We start from the raw sequence: 17,306 nt of genomic DNA, 5'->3' as shown, positions 1-17,306 counted from the left end.
TGTCTCCTGGCTCAGCGGTTCTCGAAAGGCGTTTCGTCTGCACCGCGCAGCACGATGTCGAACTGGTAGCCCAGTGCGTAGCCCTCTTCGGTGATGTCGAGGCTGAAATCGGCGATGAGCCGGTTGCGGTAGCGCTCGGGCGTGCCGGTGATCATCGGGTCGTACTGCATCAGCGGGTCGCCGGGGAAGTACATCTGCGTGACCAGGCGGCTCGCGAAGCTCTGGCCGAACAACGACAGGTGGATGTGCTGCGGGCGCCATGCGTTCGGGTGATTGCCCCAGGGGTAGGCGCCGGGCTTGATGGTGAGAAAGCGGTAGCGGCCTTCGCTGTCGGTCAGGCAGCGGCCCGCGCCCAGGAAGTTCGGGTCCAGCGGCGCGTCGTGCTGGTCGACCTTGTGCACGTAGCGGCCTGCGGCATTGGCCTGCCACAGTTCGACCAGCGTGTTGGCCACCGGGCGGCGGCGCTCGTCGAGCACCTGGCCGGTGAGGATCATGCGTTCGCCCAGCGGTTCGCCGTTGCGGCGCGCGTTGCGCGTGAGGTCGTTGTCGAACTCGCCGATGCTGTCGTGGCCGTACACCGGCTGCTGCAGTTCGCCGAGCGAGGCCTTCAGCGGAATCAGCGGCTTCTGCGGGCCACGCTTCACGGTCGACTTGTAGCCGGGGTAGACATAACTGGGGTGAGCTTCCCAGTCGCGCGGGGTGAGGATGGGCGAGGGGCCCTTGGTCTTGGTCAACATGTACGTTGTCTCCTGTCGTGGGACGAATCCGGAAGCCGCCACTTTAGAAGCGGCATCCGATGATGTAAATTGAAGATTGCTCTGTTCTCAATAACCAAAAGGCATTGAAAGACTCCGCCGATCTTCGCCAGGACTTCGTGCGCAATGTGCAGTTGCGGCACCTGCGCTGCCTCGTTGCCGTAGCGCAGGAGCGCCACCTCGCGCGCGCGGCCGAACGGCTGGCGCTGAGCCAGCCGGCCGTGTCGAAGACGCTCTCCGAGCTGGAGGCGATTGTCGGCACGCGGCTGGTCGAGCGCAGCAAGGCCGGCCGGCGCGGCGTGCAGGGCCTCACGGCCGCCGGCGAGCAGCTGCTCGCGCATGCGCTGCGCGTGCTCGAAGCGCTCGACGCCAGCGCGCAGGCCGTGGCGCCGGCGGCTGGCGGGCGCATCGAGCGCTTGCGCATCGGCGCGCTGCCGAGCGTGGCGCCGGCCCTGCTGCCGATGGCGCTGGCACGGCTGCGCGACAGCCGGCCTTCGGTGCAGATCGTGGTGAAGAGCGCCGCCAACCCCACGCTGCTCGACGAGCTGCGCGCCGGCGAGCTCGACCTGGTGGTCGGCCGCATGAGCGATCCGCGCCTGATGGGCGGCCTGAGCTTCGAGCTGCTGTACACCGAGCCGCTGGTGTTCGCCGTGCGCGCGGGCCATCCGCTGGCGCTGAAGGCGGCGTCGGTGCAGGCGGTACTGGCCTATCCGCTGGTGGTGTACGGCGAGGGCACGATCCCGCGCCACAACACCGAGAGCTTCCTGTCGGCGCGCGGCCTCGTGTTGCCGGCCAACGCATTGCAGACGCTCGACGTGGCGGTGGCGCGCGCGCTGGTGGCGGTGTCCGATGCGGTATGGATCACGCCACTGGGCGCCGCGCGCGGCGAGCTGGCGGACGGGCGCCTCGCGCGGTTGCGCATCGAGACGGCTGGCACCGAAGAGCCGGTCGGGCTGCTGCAGCGCAGCGATGCCGAGCCTTCGGCGCTGCGCGGCGCCATGGCCGCGTTGCTGCGCGAGGCTGCGAAGCAGCAGGGCGCGGTGCCGCAGCGGCCCAGGAAAACCTCCCGCGGCTAACTGGCTAGTCTTTCGTGGCCCTGCGCTGCACGCAGGCCACGTAGCCCTCGCCATCCGGCGGCCGGCCCGCGCGCTGGCTCTCCCACATCATCTGTCCCAGGCAGTCCATCGCCTCGTGATGCGCATGCAGCAGCGAGCCGCGGCGCGCCGCCAGCAGCTCGACGGCCTGGCGAATGCCTCGCGGCTGGTCGATGGAGCACTGCTCGCTGATCGACAGATGCATCGATAGATGAAGGAACGGGTTCTCGCGCCCGTTCGATCCGTCGTACACCCGCGCCACCGCCGCGTCGGCATCGACGAGGTCCTCGTGGTACTCGGGGTGCTCGTCGATCCAGCCGGCCGCGATGGTCTCTAGCGCTTCCATCGGCAGGCCCTGCCGGTGCTTGGCGTACACGTCGCAGAAGAAGCGGCGCACGTCTTCCTGGGAGGGGTTGAACATATATAGATAGAGCAGAAGAAAAAGAGGGATGGGAGCCGTGTGTGGGGGCCGTGTGTGCGAGCCGTTTCGCAGGCGGCTTCGGGAGCTTGGGATGTGTCGGATGTTCCGGGTACAGGGCGTTACATCGTTACGTAACGAATCGCCAAATGACCTTCTTACGAGCTGTTTCCACACCCCGGTGGAAACCCCCGCTTAAAGAAAAATCTCCATACAAATCAACAGGTTGCATTGCTCTGGACCGCTTTGGCATGGGGCGCGAAAAAAGCGGCACGCTAGTTGCCCCTTAGTAGGCATCTTTTGTCACAGAGGCTGCCATGACCGCTCAACAAGCATCGACCAATTCGACCGAAGGACTTGCCGCCGCTGGCGTCGCTCCTGTGGTCATTGCCCAGGCCACCGTCACTCCGCTGGGCGCTCCTGCCTCGCTGAGCTCGGCGGCGCCCGCCGCAGCTGCTGGCCCGTCCAGCATCGGCACATTATCGAATGCCACGCCGGGTGTCGCAGTGATGCGCGACGGTGTCAGCATTCCCGTCGATGGCAATCAGACTCTGATGGCCGGCGACCGCGTGATCGTTCCGCAGGACGGCCACGCCAATGTTCTCTTCCCCGGATCGGCCACCAACAAGGCCCCGCTGGCCGGTGTGTTCACCGGCGGCACCGACGCCACCATCGGCTCGACCAAGCTGCCGGGCGGCCTCGAACAAGTGAATGTGGATGTCGCCTCGGGCGACCTGCAAGTGACCCCGCCGGACAGCGACGCAGATGCCGCGGCCCTGGCCGTGACCAAGAAGCTCGCTGCCGGCAGCGGCATCGGGCTGGGTGAATTCGCACTCGGCGCCCTGGGCGCCGCAGCGCTTGGCGCCGCCCTCAGCGGCGGTGGCGGCGGCAGCGACAGCGTTGTTCCGCTGCTCGTCGGCTCGGGCAATCCGACCACGCCCACCACGCCGGGCGACTCCGACGCGGATGCCGACTCGGATGCAGATGCTGACGCCGATGCGGATGCGGACGGCGATGCAGATGCCGATGCAGATGCCGATGCCGATGCCGATGCAGATGCCGATGCCGATGCTGACGCTGATGCCGATGCCGATGCAGATGCTGACGCCGATGCCGATGCCGATGCCGATGCCGATGCCGATGCCGATGCTGACGCTGATGCCGATGCCGATGCAGATGCTGACGCCGATGCCGATGCCGATGCCGATGCCGATGCCGATGCAGATGCCGATGCAGATGCAGATGCAGATGCAGATGCTGACGCCGATGCCGATGCCGATGCCGATGCCGATGCCGATGCCGATGCCGATGCCGACGCTGATGCTGATGCTGATGCTGATGCTGATGCTGATGCTGATGCTGATGCGGACGCTGATGCCGACGCAGACGCAGACGCAGACCACCTCCTCGATCCAGGCGACGGCGCCGTCGGTCACGTCACCGACAGCCTCGGCAATGCGCTCGGCCTTGGCGACTCGCTCACGCCGGTCAACAACGTGGTCGACGGCCTGACCGACACGCTCGACGACGTGCTCGCTCCGGTGCTCGGCAGCGAGTTCACGCCGAACGATCCCAACCAGTTCGACCCTATCGACAACACCGTCGGCAGCGTGACCGGCCTGCTGGGCGACTCCCTGAGCCCGACGCTCGACAACCTGCTGGGCGAGGGCGCCACGACCGCCATCCTCGGCACGGTGCTGGGCCAGGTCGACTACCTGACCGACGCGCTGGACAACGGCCTGACCAACCTGATCGGTGACCACGGCATCATCAGCGGCCTGACCGACGCCCTCGGCCTCGGCGGCCTCACCGACCAGCTGGTGGGCGACGACGGCCTCCTGGGCGGCGTGCTCGGCAACGTGCTCGGCGACGGCAGCCTGGTGTCAGGCCTTCTGGCTGACGATGGCCTTGTCGGTGGCCTGCTCGGCGAAGACGGCCTCGTCGGCGGCCTGCTGGGCGAAGACGGCGCCGTGGGCGGCCTGCTCGGCAATGTGCTGGGCAGCGACGGTCTCGTGGGCGGCCTGCTTGGCGACGGCGCGGTGGGCAGCCTGACCGGCGGCCTGCTGGGTGACGAGGGCCTGCTGGGTGGCCTGCTCGGCGATGGCAGCGCACTGGGCGGTGTTCTGGGCGACGACGGCCTCGTGGGCGGTCTGCTCGGCGGCGACGGCGCCCTCTCGGGTCTGCTGGGCAGCAGCGGCCTCACCGGCGAGCTGCTGGGCCACGGTGGCCTGGTCGACAGCCTGCTCGGCCAGGACGGCGCGATCTCCGGCCTCATCTCCGACAGCCCGCTGGGTGGCCTGCTCGGTGGCGAAGGCGGTCTCCTGGGCGGCGCGCTCGACGGCCTGCTCGCTGACGACGGTCTGGTCGGCGGCTTGCTGGGTGACGATGGCCTCGTCGGCGGTCTGCTCGGCGGCGATGGACTCCTGGGCGGCGTGCTGGGCGGCGACGGCCTGCTGGGCGGTGTGCTCGGCGACGACGGCCTGCTCGGCGGCGTGCTGGGCGACGATGGTCTGGTGGGTGGCCTGCTCGGTGGCGATGGCCTTCTGGGCGGCGTGCTGGGCGATGACGGTCTGGTCGGCGGCCTGCTGGGCGGCGACGGCATCGTGGGCGGCCTGCTCGGTGACGACGGTCTGGTGGGTGGTTTGCTGGGCGACGATGGCCTGCTGGGCGGCGTGCTCGGCGGCGACGGCCTCGCTGGCGGCCTGCTCGGGCCGGATGGCCTGGTTGGTGGCCTGCTTGGCGAAGACGGTCCGGTCGGTGGCCTGCTGGGTGATGACGGCCTGCTTGGCGGTCTGCTCGGCGATGTGCTGGGTGGCATCGGCGGTGGCGGCACCCCGGGCACCGGCGCGGCGCTGCTCGACCCGGCCGACGGCGTGCTCGGCAACCTGGCCGACGGCCTGAACACCGGCCTGCTGGGCGGGCTCGGCCTGGGCAACGTACTCGGGCCGGTTGTCGGCGTCGCGGACGGCCTGACCGACACGGTCGACGGCCTGCTGGGCCCGGTGCTCGGCACCAGCTTCACGGAGAACGACCCCAACGTGCTCGACCCGGTCGACGGCCTCGTTGGCCAGGTTGCGGGCGGCGTGAGCGGCCTGCTGAGCCCGCTGACAGATCAACTGCTCGGCGCGAACACGACGGCCGCGTTGCTGAACGGTGTCACGGCTCAAGTCGACTACCTGACGGATGGTGTGGCCAACCTGCTGGGGGGCGATGGCCTGCTCGGCGGCGTCTTGGGTGACGACGGCCTGTTGGGCGGCGTCCTCGGCGGTGACGGCGGCCTCCTTGGCGGCGTCCTGGGTGATGACGGCCTGCTGGGCGGTGTGCTCGGCGGCGACGGTGGCCTCCTTGACGGTGTCCTGGGTGATGACGGTCTGCTGGGCGGTGTGCTCGGCGGCGACGGCGGCCTCCTTGGCGGCGTCCTGGGTGACGACGGCTTGCTGGGCGGCGTGCTTGGCGGCGACGGCGGTCTCCTTGGCGGTGTCCTGGGTGACGACGGCCTGCTGGGCGGCGTGCTCGGCGGTGTTACCGGCGGCGACGGCGGCCTGCTCGGCGGCATCCTCGGCGACGACGGCTTGCTGGGTGGTGTGCTCGGCGGCGTGACCGGTGGCGACGGCGGTCTTCTCGGCGGCATCCTCGGTGACGACGGCTTGCTGGGTGGTGTGCTCGGCGGCGTGACCGGTGGCGACGGCGGTCTTCTCGGCGGCATCCTCGGTGACGACGGCTTGCTGGGTGGCGTGCTCGGCGGTGTTACCGGCGGCGACGGGGGCCTGCTCGGCGGCATCCTCGGCGACGACGGCTTGCTGGGTGGCGTACTCGGCGGCGTGACCGGTGGCGACGGCGGCCTGCTCGGCGGCATCCTCGGTGACGACGGTCTGCTGGGTGGCGTACTCGGCGGTGTGACCGGTGGCGACGGCGGCTTGCTCGGCGGCATCCTCGGTGACGACGGCTTGCTGGGTGGCGTACTCGGCGGTGTGACCGGTGGCGACGGCGGCGTGCTCGGCGGCATCCTCGGTGACGACGGCCTGCTGGGCGGCGTGCTCGGCGGTGTGACCGGTGGCGACACCGGCGGCGTGCTCGGCGGCATCCTCGGTGACGACGGCCTGCTGGGCGGCGTACTCGGCGGTGTGACCGGTGGCGACACCGGCGGCGTGCTCGGCGGCATCCTCGGTGACGACGGCCTGCTGGGCGGCGTACTCGGCGGTGTGACCGGTGGCGACACCGGTGGCCTGCTCGGCGGTGTGCTCGGCAACGACGGCCTGGTAGGCGGTCTGCTCGGCAACGACGGCCTCGTCGGCAGCCTCCTGGGTCAGGACGGTCTGGTGGGTGGCCTGCTCGGCGGCCTGACCGGCACCGACAGCCCGGTGGCCAACATCCTGCAGCCGGTGACCTCGGTCGCCAGCGGCCTGACCGACACCGTGGCCCCGATCGTCTCGAACGCGACGAGCGCGGTGCACGACGTGACGGCTCCGGTGACCGACATCCTGGCCGGTGCCACGACGGCGACCGCTCCGGTGGCAGACGCTGTCAGCAGCGTGGTGAACGGTGTCGAACATGCAGTCACCCCGCTGGTGACCGATGTCGTGACTCCGATCACCAGCCTGGTCGAGCACGCCGCGTCGCCCGTGACGAACATCCTTCACGGTCTGCTGGGCTGATCACTAAAAGACAAAGAAGGAAGAGGGGCGAGGGAGCTAGTAGCTGCAGCACCAGGGACAGGCCACCACCGGCCTGTCCCTCGAAAGGACCGATATGAAAAAGAATTTCCGCACACTGACCATCGTCGCCCTCGGCGCAGCCCTCGTGGGTTGCGCGGCCCCGAAAGCGGGCCGCGACGATGCAACGTACTACTACTCGAACAAGGCCGCCACCGCGGTGCCGAAGGTGGAGCCGGCACCGCCGCTGCCGCCGCAGAACGGACCGGTCGGCGTGCCGAAGATCGTCTACTTCGACTTCGACAAATACAACATCAGGCCGGGCGATCGCAACATCGTCGAGGCGCATGCGAGCTTCCTGCGCAACCGGCCGGCGAGTCGGGTCGTGATCGAAGGCCACACTGACCAGCGCGGCGGCCGCGAGTACAACCTCGCGCTGGGCCAGCGCCGTGCCGATTCGGTACAGCGCACGCTCACGCAGCTCGGCGTACCCGCCGAGCGCATCGAAGCCATCAGCTGGGGCCTGGAAAAACCAGCGTCGCTCGAAACCACCGAGGAGGGCTATCAGCTCAATCGCCGAGCCGAATTCAGCTACCGCTGAACCGGATCACCGCGATGACTTCGACGACGGCGGTTTCCGGCCCACGCACACGTCATCAAAGCGAGAGCAGATGACGGGCGCGGCCGGTCTCCCGCATTCGTCCGGAGCCGAATGATGTCCTTCCCAGACCAGCTCCACGCCTGCCACGAACGCCTGGTGTCGGTGTGCGCGGCGCTGCCTGCCCCGTACCCGGCGTTCACGCTGTTCTTCTCCGTGAGCGATGGCTCGCAGCGCGCACACGTCGTGCACGCGCGGGCCGCCGATTTCGAGACCGCCTGGCGCGAAGGCGCCGAGCATGCCGAGCGCTGGGTGCGCGAGCGCGGCATCGTGTCGCCGTGGCTGCGCATCGACTGGGTCGAGGGCGCGAGCCCGATGGACTGGGCACAGTTCAAGACACAGCTCACCGCCGTCAAGCGCAACTACTTCCGCCTCGGCCTGGCCTTCGACAAAGATTTCGCGCTGGCCTTCACCGAGCAGGAGCTCAACGCCAACGCCATGCTGTGCGGCGATTCGACCATTCCGCACTCGGTGGTGAACGCGCGCAACTTCGAGGTCTACGGCCAGGCGCGTTTCCAGAGTTCGCCGCCGCTGGACATGCCCTCGGACCAGCCGGTCTACCTGCTCGCCACGGTGGGCGTGTTCTGCCAGCCCGACGGCGTGGTGCACAAGCTGGTGGGCACGGGGCTCGACGCGGGCCGCCGGCAGCTGCCGGCACTCAACCCGCAGTCGGTGCTCGACCTCGTGCGCAGCGGCTCGTCGTACCTGGCGCGCCAGGTGCAGAGCGACGGCCTCTTCGTGTACGGCTACTTTCCGTGCTTCGACCGCCGCATTCCGACCTACGACGCGATGCGCCATGCGAGCGCGCTCTACGCAATGATCGAAGCGTGGGAGCTCACGCGCGACGAAACGCTGCGCGCGGCGATCGACCGCTCGCTCGACCATCTCACGAGCTCGCTGATCCGCGACTACACGCTGGTGGACGGGCGCGCGGTCGCGTTCCTGGTAGACACCGGCGGCGAGATCAAGCTCGGCGGCAACGCGGCCTGCGTGCTCGCGCTGGTGAAGTACTGCGAGCTGACGGACACGCGCCGCTGGCTGCCGCTGCTGGAAAAGCTCGCGCTCGGCATCGCCTCGCTGCAAGACCCGTCCACCGGCCGCTTCAACCACGTGCTGCATGCGGCCGACCTCACGGTCAAGCAGGCCTCGCGCATCATTTACTACGACGGCGAAGCGGCCTATGGCCTCATGCGCCTGTATGCCCTCACGCGCGACCCGCAATGGCTGGCCGTGGTCGAGAAGGCGTTCGATCATTTCATCTCCAGCCAGCACTGGCAGGCGCACGACCACTGGCTCAGCTGCTGCGTGTACGAGCTCACGCACTGGAGCCCGCAGGAGAAGTACTTTCGCTTCGGCCTGCAGAACGTGGCGGGGTATCTGGACTTCGTGCTCGACCGGAAGACCACCTTCCCGACGCTGCTCGAACTCATGCTGGCTGCGCAGCAGATGCTCCAGCGGCTCGAGGGCATGCCCGCGATGCGGCACCTGCTCGACGAGCTCGACGTCGAGAAGTTCTACCGCGCGCTCGACTACCGCGCGCACTACCTGCTCAACGGCTTCTTCTGGCCCGAGATGGCGATGTACTTCCGCCGGCCTTCCACCGTCGTCGGCTCGTTCTTCATCCGCCATCACTCGTTCCGCGTGCGCATCGACGACGTCGAGCAGTACGTGTCGGGCTTCGTCGCCTATCACCGCTACCTGGTGGAGCGGCGCGCCTCGCCCGGAGCGGCCGGCACGGGCGGCGGCGGCAGCACCGGCGTGGGCGGCGCGCGCGACGACGGCGCCGTCTGGACCGCGAGCGAGATGGCACGCGTGACCGGCGGCGAATGGGTCGTCAAGCCCGAGGACGGCTGGCGCGCCACCGGCGTGGCGCAGCGCTCTTTCATGCGCAAGGGCCGCGTGGTGTTCGACCACCAGGCGCGGCCGTCGAAGACACCGCTGGCGGCCGTCACGCTCAAGGGCGTGCTGCAACCGGCGGCAGCCGTGCTGTGCACCGACCCCAAGCCGCACCTCGACAAGCGCGTGCCCGTGCTCAAGGTGTCGAACGTGCTGCAGGCCGTGCTGGAGCTGGGCGACCATGCGCGCGCCGAGTTCACCGGCCGCGTGTGCGGCGTGCTCGGCAGCGGCGCGACGAACGGCGCGGCAAGCGGCACCGTCGTCGCCATGCTGGCCGGCGCGCTCACCGTGTGGGGCGAGGTCGGCCAGCCCGAGGGCAACGTCAGCCTGCCATCGGGCATCGCCTGGAACATGACCTGCATGCCGCGGCACGCGGCCTACTGGGTGCTGGAGATGGGCACCTCGCACATGCCGGCGTCGGCGCAGCTGGTGCGGCCTTCGCTGGCGGTGGTGACGGGGCTGTCGGCCGCGTCGCAGAAACACCGCGGCCCGTCGGAGGCCGCAGCGCGGCTCGACAGCCGGATCTTCCAGGCCATGGCCCCGGGCGACAGCGTGGTGCTCAACCGCGACATGCCCGAGTTCGCGACCTTTGCCGAAGCGGCGATGGCGCAGCAACTGCAGATCGTGACCTGCGGCGAGCACAAGGACGCCGACGTGCGCCTGCTCGCCTTCGACCATGGCGAAGTGCAGGCGATGGTGGCGGGCGAGCCCTTTCAGCTGCGGCTCAATGCGCCTGGGCGCCACATGGGCGCGAGCGCAATCGCCGCGCTCGCGGCCCTGCAGGCCATGCGCCTGCCGCTGGCGGCCGCGGTCGAGCCCTTCGCGCATTTCGAGCCGCCGGGTGGACGCGGTGCGCTGCACACCATTCACATCGGCGGCGGCAGCTTCAAGCTGATCGACGAGACCTACGACGCCAACCCGAGCTCGATGCGCGCGGCGCTGGAGCTGCTGTCGCAGGCGCCCTGCGAGCCGTCGCGCCGCGTGGCGATCCTCGGCGACATGCAGGAGCTCGGCCCCGCCGCGCAACGCCACCACCTCGACCTCGAAGCCGAGCTGCTGGCCTCCCAGCCCGACCGCGTGCTGCTGTGCGGCCCGCTGATGCGGGCGCTGCACACGCGCATTCGCACCAAGGTGCGCTCGCACTGGTTCGTCGACGTGTCCGATCTGTCGACCGCGCTCGGCAGCCTGCTGCAGCCCGGCGACTGGGTGCTGGCGAAGAGTTCAGCGGGCGTCGGCCTGTCCCGGTTGGCCCGGGTTTTGAAAGCACTGCCATGAGATGGAACGTACTTGCGAACTCGCCCTTCGAACATGAGGTGCCGCTGCGTCGGCAGCCGTTGCGCCGCTGGTGGCTGGGCTGGCTGCAACTGCTGTGCGCATGGGTGCTTTGCATGCTGCTGTGCGCCAACATCGCATTGGTGTTCGCAGAGGGTTTGCCCCAATCAAACAGGGAGGCCAAAGCAGGGAGTCCGGCCGGTTGCGCGGTTAAGGGAAGCGCCGCGCAACCGGAGCCGGTTCATGGGAGGCGAAAGCTGTCGTGTTGATGTGCACGGCGAGTGAATTTTTGCCTTGTAACAGCCGGGTAACAGTTGATAATGACGCAGGCGTCATTGCACGACGGATCGGCTCTTTCCCATGATCAAGTTCCTCTTGCCCAGTCAATTGGTTGCCGACACGCCAGACGAACCTGGCGCCAGTCCCTATGCGGGCGCCTTGAACGCCGCATTCCGAGCGGCCTATCCGCTGGTGAAGAGCGCGGCATGGCGCTCGCTACCCATCAGCCTGTTCGGGCTGCTGCCCTCGATCTTCCTGCTGCAGGTGTATGACCGCGTGCTCTCGCGCAGCGGCACCTCGACGCTTGCCGCGCTGGTCAGCGGCATTCTGTTTTTCCTGTGCATCGAGTTCTGGCTGCGCACGCGCCGCTCGCGCCTGCTGCGCAACGCGGGCGCGATCATCGACCACGGTGTTTCTGGCGCGCTGCTGAACTCGATGCTGGGCCGCCCGCTGCGCGCGCTCGAAGCACGGCCTGCTTCTGTGTGGCACCTGTACTTTCGCGACGTGGCCTCGGTGCGCGGCACCGTCACCGGCGGGCTCGCGCAATCGATCTTCGACCTGCCGATGGCCATCTTCGCGCTCATCGTCATCGGCATCGTCGCGCTGCCGGTGTTGCCGGTGGTGGCGCTGTTCCTGGCCATCATGTCTTTCCTGGCGTGGTGGTGGGCCGACGAAGTGCGCTCCGGCCGCGTCGAGGAAGTGCAGCGCGGCCGTGGCCTGGAGCGCGTCACGGCCGAGATCTGCAACGCGCGCGAAACCCTCAAGGCCCAGGCCAACGACGCGCCGACCATCGAGATGTGGCGCAAGACCTACAACTCATGGCTCACCGAGAGCTTCAGCAAGAACGGCCAGATCGAAACCGCGCGCGACGGCACCACCGTGCTGCTCACCGTGTTCTCGGTCGTCGTGGTGACCGTTGGCGCGGTCTCGGTGATGGAGCAGTGGATGACGGTGGGCGGCCTCGTCGCATCGAACATGCTGGCGCTGAAGGCGCTGCAGCCGGTGGCGGGGCTGGTGTCGAACTGGCGCTCGCTGGCCACCGCGAAGGAAGCCGCGAAGCGGCTCGAAACCGTTCTGCGCGAACCGGTCGAGAAGCCGCCCACGGGCATGACGCTGCCGCAGCCGCTGGGCCGCATCACCCTGAAGGACGTGAGCTTCAGCTTCACCGAAACGGCGCAGCAGCCGGTGCTGGAAAACGTCGACCTCGACATCGGCCCGGGCGGGCTGCACGTGATCGTCGGGCGCAACGGCGCGGGCAAGTCCACGCTGGTGAAGCTGCTGTCGGGCCTGTACACGCCCACGCGCGGCATCGTCAGCATCGGCGAGTACGACCTCTCGCAGTTCGGCCGCGAAGAGCTGTCGCACTGGATCAGCTATCTCTCGCAGGAGGTCTACTGGTTCGGCGGCTCGCTCATCGACGTGATGCGCCGCACGGCCCCGGGCCAGAGCGACGAGCAGATCGTTGCGGCCTGCAAGCTCTCGGGCGCGCACGACTTCATCTCGCGGCTGCCCGACGGCTACCGCACCATGGTCGGCGAAGGCGGCACCGGCGTGTCGGTGGGCGAGCGGCGCAAGCTGGCGCTGGCCATGAGCTTCCTGCGCAAGCCCTCGGTGCTGGTGCTCGACGAGCCCAGCAACGACCTCGACTTCCAGAGCGAGCGCAACCTGCTCGCCACGCTGCTCGCGGTGGCCAAGGTGCGCACCGTGGTGGTGGTCACGCATTCGCTGCGCATCGTCTCCGCCGCCAGCGTGGTCTACCACGTCACGGGGCTGGGCAATGTGGAGCAGGGCACGGCCGCAGTGATGGTGCCGAAGCTGTTCGGCGTGAAGAAACCGCTGGTCGCGCTGGGCGATGCGGAAGACGGTGCAGCGGGGGCCACGGCCTCCCGCTCGATGGCGTGATGCGCGAATGACGAGTGACCGGGGACGCGATTTGAAATCAGATTTGCCGCAGATTCTTCAGGACGAGAACGACAAGCGCGCGGCCCAGACCTCGCCGCAGGGGCGGCGGCGCCAGTGGATCATCGGCGGCGCGATCGGCGTGCTGGCCCTGGTGGGCCTTGGCTTCCCGATGGAGACCGTGGTGGTCGCGCCCGGCCGCGTGATTCCTTCTGACCGCGTCAAGTCGATCCAGCATTTGGAAGGCGGCATCGTCAGCAACGTGCTGGTGAAGGAAGGCGACAAGGTCAAGCAGGGCCAGTCGCTGGTCGAGATCGACCTTGGCGGCAGCGGCCTCAACCTCGAAGAACTCACGGCCCGCTATGCCGCCACGCAGGCTACCCGCGTGCGCCTCATCGCCGAGAGCCGCGGCCAGCCGCTCAAGCGCGAATCTTTTGCCACCGACATCGACGAGGCCGTGTTCGAAGGCGAGACCGGCGCCTACCAGGCGCGCGCGCTCGAACAGCGCGGCGTGATGGCAGGCGCCGTGTCGGGCCTGGAGCAGGCGCGCAGCAAACAGCTGGAGCAGCAGGCCAAGGTCAAGGGCTTGAGCGACCGGCTGGTGCTGGCGCAAAAGGAACTGGAAATTTCCGAACAACTGCTCAGCGAGAAGCTGGTCGGCCAGGTCGAGGTGCTGGAGAAGCGGCGCCAGGCAGAGAGCGCGCGCAGCGAACTCGCGGTGGCGCGCCAGGGCGTGATTTCAGCCAACGCGTCCATCACCGAGGCGCAGGCCAAGATGGCCGAGGCCGAAGGGCGCTTTCGCCGCCGCGCATCGGATGAACTGGCCACGGTGGAGCGGCAGTTCGCCAGCCTGAGCGAAGACCTGGCGCGTGCCCGCACCCAGCGTTCGCGCACGGTGGTGAAGGCGCCGTCGGACGGCATCGTCAAGGGCCTGCGCAACTCCAGCCCGGGCTGGGTGGTGAAGCCCGGCGAGTCGATTCTCGAAGTGGTGCCCGACGAGGACGAAATCATGGTCGAGGCGCGGCTCAACCCGAACGACCGCGGCTTCATCGAAGTGGGCCAGCAGGCGCGCGTGAAGATCACCGCCTACGACTACCTGCGCTACGGCGCGGTCGACGGCAAGGTCAAGCTGGTGGCGGCCGATGCTGACCGCGACCCCGCCATTTCCAGCGGTGCGCCGTACTACCGGCTGCTCATCAGCATGTCTCAGTCCCACGTGGGACGCGACGAGAACCGCATTACCGCCGGCATGGAGTCCGAAGTGGACTTGCGTGTGGGCACCGACCCGTTCATCTGGTACATCCTGCGACCTGTGCTCAAGCTGCGGCGCGAAGCCTTCCGCGAACCATGAAGTACCGCAAACCGGTCGACCTGCGCCGCATGGGCTCCGGCGCTGTCTGCGCAGCGTTGTGCGCGAGCTTCGCGCTGCCGCCCGCTGCCTTTGCGCAGGAGCAACAACAACAGCAGCAGGAGGCAGGTGCCACGCTCATGCTTGCGCGCCGCCTGTCCCCGCCGTCGCTCGGCGCCGCGAGCTACACCCAGCAGGTGAAGCAGGCCCTGATAACGCTGTCGCAGGAATACCCTGAAGTGCAGACCGCGCAGGCGGCAGCCAACACCAGCAGCTACAGCGTGGACGCGGCCAAGCAGGCGCGCTACCCGCGCTTCAAGCTCGGCACTTCGTCCGGCAACTACAACAGCGGCGCGGAAAACGCCAAGACCCAAAGCTACACCGTGCTCACCGCCGAGGCACGCATGAGCCTGATCGACGGCGGTGCCATGAACGCCGCACAGCGCGCCGCCGAAGCGGGCAACCAGGCGGACGACGAAGCCGTCATCACCACCTCGCAGAAGGTGGTGCTGGACGCGCTCACCGCCTACCTGCAGGTGCAGCGCTTCGACCTCAAGAAGCAGATCGCGCACAAGGCCACTGAAGTGGTGGCCGAAATCTCCAAGGCCGAGGCCCGCCGCGTGGCGCTGGGCGTGAGCGGTGACAACGACCTGAACATGGCGGCCTCGCGACGCGCGCTGGTGGCCGCGCGCGAGTCCGACTTCGAGGCGCAGCGCGACGAGGCGCTCGCCAAGTTCCGCAACTACTTCAAGTTCTCGCCCAATCCCGAGTCGCTGCCCGTGCTCGCGGCGCCGACGCAATGGCGCATCGGCTCGCAGGAAGAGGCGCTGCGCCGCGCAGAGTCGCGCAGCACCGAAATTGCAGAGGCGCAGGGCCGCATCGACCGCGCCAAGGCGCTGGCCGACCAGCAGGACGCGAGCCTCTACCCGTCGCTCGACGCCGTGCTCGTGAAGAGCAAAGACCCGCGCGGCGTGTCGCCGCAAGACCCGACGCGCGCGGCCGTCGAACTCAACTGGAACTTCGGCAACGGCTTCGACCGGCAGCTGCGCCTGAAGTCGGCGCTGGCCGAAGTCGCCAACCAGGAGGCCAAGCTCGAAGGCGTGAAGCTCAACCTGTTCGAGCTCACGTCGGCATCGTGGTCGCGCACCGTCTCCGGCCGCGAGCGCGAGAAGCAACTGATGGAAGCCGTCAGCACCGCCGGCCAGGCCTTCCGTGGTCGCCGCCGCCTGATGGAGTTCGGCCGCGAGACCCTGCCCAAGGTGCTCGACGCGCAGCTCGACTACTACACGCTGCTGTTCGACTACGTCGATGGCGTGTTCGACCTGCGCATCTCCGAACTGCGCCTGGCGCGCACCACCGGCGAACTGCGCATCGACCCGGTGGGCACCAACGGCTGGATCGACCGCCTCTTCGGCGCGCCCAGCCGCCAGGTGCTGACGGAAGACGGCCTGCTGGCAAAGCTCTGCATCTCGAGCAACACGGCCTGCGCGAGCGAGCCGGTGGCCGAGCGCAGCGTGGACGCGGCTGGAGCGAACCCGCCGCTGCGCAGGACCCCGCGCCTTTCGACGCCCTGAGGCCGCTGTCGTCGGTCAGGCGTCTTCGGGGATGCCTGGCTCGCCGTCGAGGATCTGGTACTTGCGCATCTTCTCCCACAGCACCTTGCGGCTGATGCCCAGGTGCTGCGCGGTGTCCTGGCGCTTCCAGTCGTTGATCTCCAGCGCCGCGATGATGCGATTGCGCTCGCTGCTGTTCCAGCCCTTGCGGTCGGCGCTGCCATCGAGCGAGCTGCCATTGCCGTTGCTGCTGCCGCCGCCCATGCCATTGCGATCGGCGAAGATCGCCGGCGCGGGCGTGCCGCGCGTGAGTGCGATGGCGCGCTGGATCAGGTTCTGGTCCCATGCGTGCAGTTGCCGCGCGATCACGCCCACGCGCTCCGCGAGATTGCGCAGCTGCCGCACGTTGCCCGGAAAGTAAGTCTCGGCCACCGCGTCGCTGAGCCAGTGCGGCGTTTCGCCGAGCGTTTCGAGCTCGTCGCCCAGCACGTTGGTCAGCAGCGCCTTGAAGATCGCGATCTTGTCGACCTCGCCGCGCTCTTCGAGGCTGGGCACGTGCAGCTCGATCACAGCGAGCCGGTAGAACAGGTCGGCGCGAAACTCGCCGCTCGCCACCATCTCGCGCAGGTTGCGGTTGGTGGCCGCCACCAGCCGGAAGTCGACGCGCACCGGCGCCGTCGCGCCCAGCCGCGTGACCGCGCTGTCTTCCAGCACGCGCAGCAGCTTCACTTGTTGGTAGCGCGGCAGGTCGCCGATTTCATCGAGGAACAGCGTGCCGCCCGTGGCCTGCTCGAAGTAGCCGCGATGCGCGTGCACAGCGCCCGTGAAAGAGCCCTTGGTGTGGCCGAAGAACAGCGACTCGAAAAGCCCGTCGGGAATCGCGCCGCAGTTCACCGCCACGAACGCGCCCTTGCTGTAGTGCTGGTGCCCCAGGTGCAGCTGCTGCGCGATGCGCTCCTTGCCCACGCCCGTTTCGCCGCGCACCAGCACGCTGTGGTCGCAGTCGGCAAAGGCGCCCACCTCGGCCAGCAGCGCCTTCATTGCTTCGGAGTGCGCCACCAGCACATCGGGCGGCTGCGGCGCAACCTCGCGCGCGCGCAACTGCCGCACCAGCTTGGCGACCATCGTGCGCAGCTCCGCGCAGGTGAAGTCGTACGGCAGCACGTGCAGGTACTCGGGCGGATAAGTGCGCGAATCGCGCTCGCGCGACCCCGCCGCAACCCAGATCACCGGCATGCCCTGCAGCAGCTCGGTGGCATGCGCCAGCCCGCCGCTGTCGATGACCGTGACGCTGATGATCGCCACCGAAGGACGCAGCGCGGCACCGCGATCCTGCGGCGGAGGCGGCAGGCCATCGGCCCGGATCACCTCCACGTCGAAGCTCGCCATGCACCGCGCGATGCGGTCGAGGATGTCGGCTTTGCCTTCCCAGACAAAGAGGTCGAGTTCGTCGAAGTTGGAGGCGGGGGAATTCATCGGAGG

The 17,306-nt window shown here is 68.6% G+C and carries 10 protein-coding genes; 7 read left to right on the top strand and 3 right to left on the bottom strand.

Annotated elements, in window-relative coordinates:
• Nucleotides 1-11 precede the first annotated feature (11 nt).
• The gene (pcaH, locus tag ACN9MV_RS27835; RefSeq protein WP_093057537.1) at nucleotides 12-737 is read right to left on the bottom strand and encodes a protocatechuate 3,4-dioxygenase subunit beta; all 726 of its coding nucleotides are present in this window, start codon (nucleotides 735-737) and stop codon (nucleotides 12-14) included.
• 104 nt (nucleotides 738-841) lie between these two features.
• Between pcaH and ACN9MV_RS27830 the strand changes: the two genes are divergently transcribed.
• Nucleotides 842-1,831 (top strand): LysR substrate-binding domain-containing protein, encoded by a 990-nt coding sequence (locus ACN9MV_RS27830; RefSeq protein ID WP_426390418.1) that lies wholly within the window; start codon nucleotides 842-844, stop codon nucleotides 1,829-1,831.
• A gap of 4 nt (nucleotides 1,832-1,835) precedes the next feature.
• Here ACN9MV_RS27830 and ACN9MV_RS27825 read toward each other — a convergent pair whose 3' ends face one another.
• Entirely contained in the window at nucleotides 1,836-2,270 is a 435-nt protein-coding gene (locus ACN9MV_RS27825) for a DUF1841 family protein (RefSeq protein WP_093057539.1), read from the bottom strand.
• 314 nt (nucleotides 2,271-2,584) lie between these two features.
• On the opposite strand from ACN9MV_RS27825, the gene ACN9MV_RS27820 reads away from it, so the two are divergent.
• From ACN9MV_RS27820 to ACN9MV_RS27795, 6 genes are all read left to right on the top strand, one after another.
• The gene (locus tag ACN9MV_RS27820; RefSeq protein ID WP_426390417.1) at nucleotides 2,585-6,922 is read left to right on the top strand and encodes a hypothetical protein; all 4,338 of its coding nucleotides are present in this window, start codon (nucleotides 2,585-2,587) and stop codon (nucleotides 6,920-6,922) included.
• A 94-nt stretch (nucleotides 6,923-7,016) separates the two neighbouring features.
• Nucleotides 7,017-7,520 carry a peptidoglycan-associated lipoprotein Pal gene (gene pal, locus ACN9MV_RS27815; RefSeq protein ID WP_426390416.1) on the top strand — a complete coding sequence of 168 codons (504 nt, stop codon included), beginning with the start codon at nucleotides 7,017-7,019 and terminating at the stop codon, nucleotides 7,518-7,520.
• Nucleotides 7,521-7,631: 111 nt separating this feature from the next.
• Nucleotides 7,632-10,748, top strand: a complete 3,117-nt coding sequence (locus ACN9MV_RS27810) for a glutamate ligase domain-containing protein (RefSeq protein WP_426390415.1) — start codon at nucleotides 7,632-7,634, stop codon at nucleotides 10,746-10,748.
• A gap of 357 nt (nucleotides 10,749-11,105) precedes the next feature.
• Nucleotides 11,106-12,926 carry a peptidase domain-containing ABC transporter gene (locus tag ACN9MV_RS27805; protein WP_258352953.1) on the top strand — a complete coding sequence of 607 codons (1,821 nt, stop codon included), beginning with the start codon at nucleotides 11,106-11,108 and terminating at the stop codon, nucleotides 12,924-12,926.
• 31 nt (nucleotides 12,927-12,957) lie between these two features.
• Nucleotides 12,958-14,274 carry an HlyD family type I secretion periplasmic adaptor subunit gene (locus ACN9MV_RS27800; RefSeq protein WP_093079720.1) on the top strand — a complete coding sequence of 439 codons (1,317 nt, stop codon included), beginning with the start codon at nucleotides 12,958-12,960 and terminating at the stop codon, nucleotides 14,272-14,274.
• The gene (locus tag ACN9MV_RS27795; RefSeq protein ID WP_426390414.1) at nucleotides 14,271-15,845 is read left to right on the top strand and encodes a TolC family protein; all 1,575 of its coding nucleotides are present in this window, start codon (nucleotides 14,271-14,273) and stop codon (nucleotides 15,843-15,845) included. The genes ACN9MV_RS27800 and ACN9MV_RS27795 overlap by 4 nt, the downstream gene beginning before the upstream one ends.
• A 15-nt stretch (nucleotides 15,846-15,860) precedes the next feature.
• On the opposite strand, the gene ACN9MV_RS27790 is transcribed toward ACN9MV_RS27795, so the two are convergent.
• Nucleotides 15,861-17,300: a sigma 54-interacting transcriptional regulator gene (locus ACN9MV_RS27790; RefSeq protein WP_093079715.1), complete on the bottom strand. Its 1,440-nt coding sequence runs from the start codon at nucleotides 17,298-17,300 to the stop codon at nucleotides 15,861-15,863.
• Nucleotides 17,301-17,306 lie beyond the last annotated feature (6 nt).

The sequence above is a fragment of the Variovorax sp. R-27 genome (assembly GCF_049913215.1).
Taxonomy (GTDB): Bacteria; Pseudomonadota; Gammaproteobacteria; order Burkholderiales; family Burkholderiaceae_C; genus Variovorax.
The sequence above is the reverse complement of the archived record's forward strand: the minus strand, read 5'-3'. Positions and strand labels throughout refer to the sequence as shown.

Excerpts from the sequence above, each read along its gene's own strand:
- ACN9MV_RS27825 (WP_093057539.1), bottom strand. The coding sequence starts at position 2,270 with ATGTTCAACCCCTCCCAGGAAGACGTGCGCCGCTTCTTCTGCGACGTG.
- ACN9MV_RS27790 (WP_093079715.1), bottom strand. The coding sequence starts at position 17,300 with ATGAATTCCCCCGCCTCCAACTTCGACGAACTCGACCTCTTTGTCTGG.
- pcaH (WP_093057537.1), bottom strand. The coding sequence starts at position 737 with ATGTTGACCAAGACCAAGGGCCCCTCGCCCATCCTCACCCCGCGCGAC.
- pal (WP_426390416.1), top strand. The coding sequence starts at position 7,017 with ATGAAAAAGAATTTCCGCACACTGACCATCGTCGCCCTCGGCGCAGCC.
- ACN9MV_RS27810 (WP_426390415.1), top strand. The coding sequence starts at position 7,632 with ATGATGTCCTTCCCAGACCAGCTCCACGCCTGCCACGAACGCCTGGTG.
- ACN9MV_RS27820 (WP_426390417.1), top strand. The coding sequence starts at position 2,585 with ATGACCGCTCAACAAGCATCGACCAATTCGACCGAAGGACTTGCCGCC.
- ACN9MV_RS27805 (WP_258352953.1), top strand. The coding sequence starts at position 11,106 with ATGATCAAGTTCCTCTTGCCCAGTCAATTGGTTGCCGACACGCCAGAC.
- ACN9MV_RS27795 (WP_426390414.1), top strand. The coding sequence starts at position 14,271 with ATGAAGTACCGCAAACCGGTCGACCTGCGCCGCATGGGCTCCGGCGCT.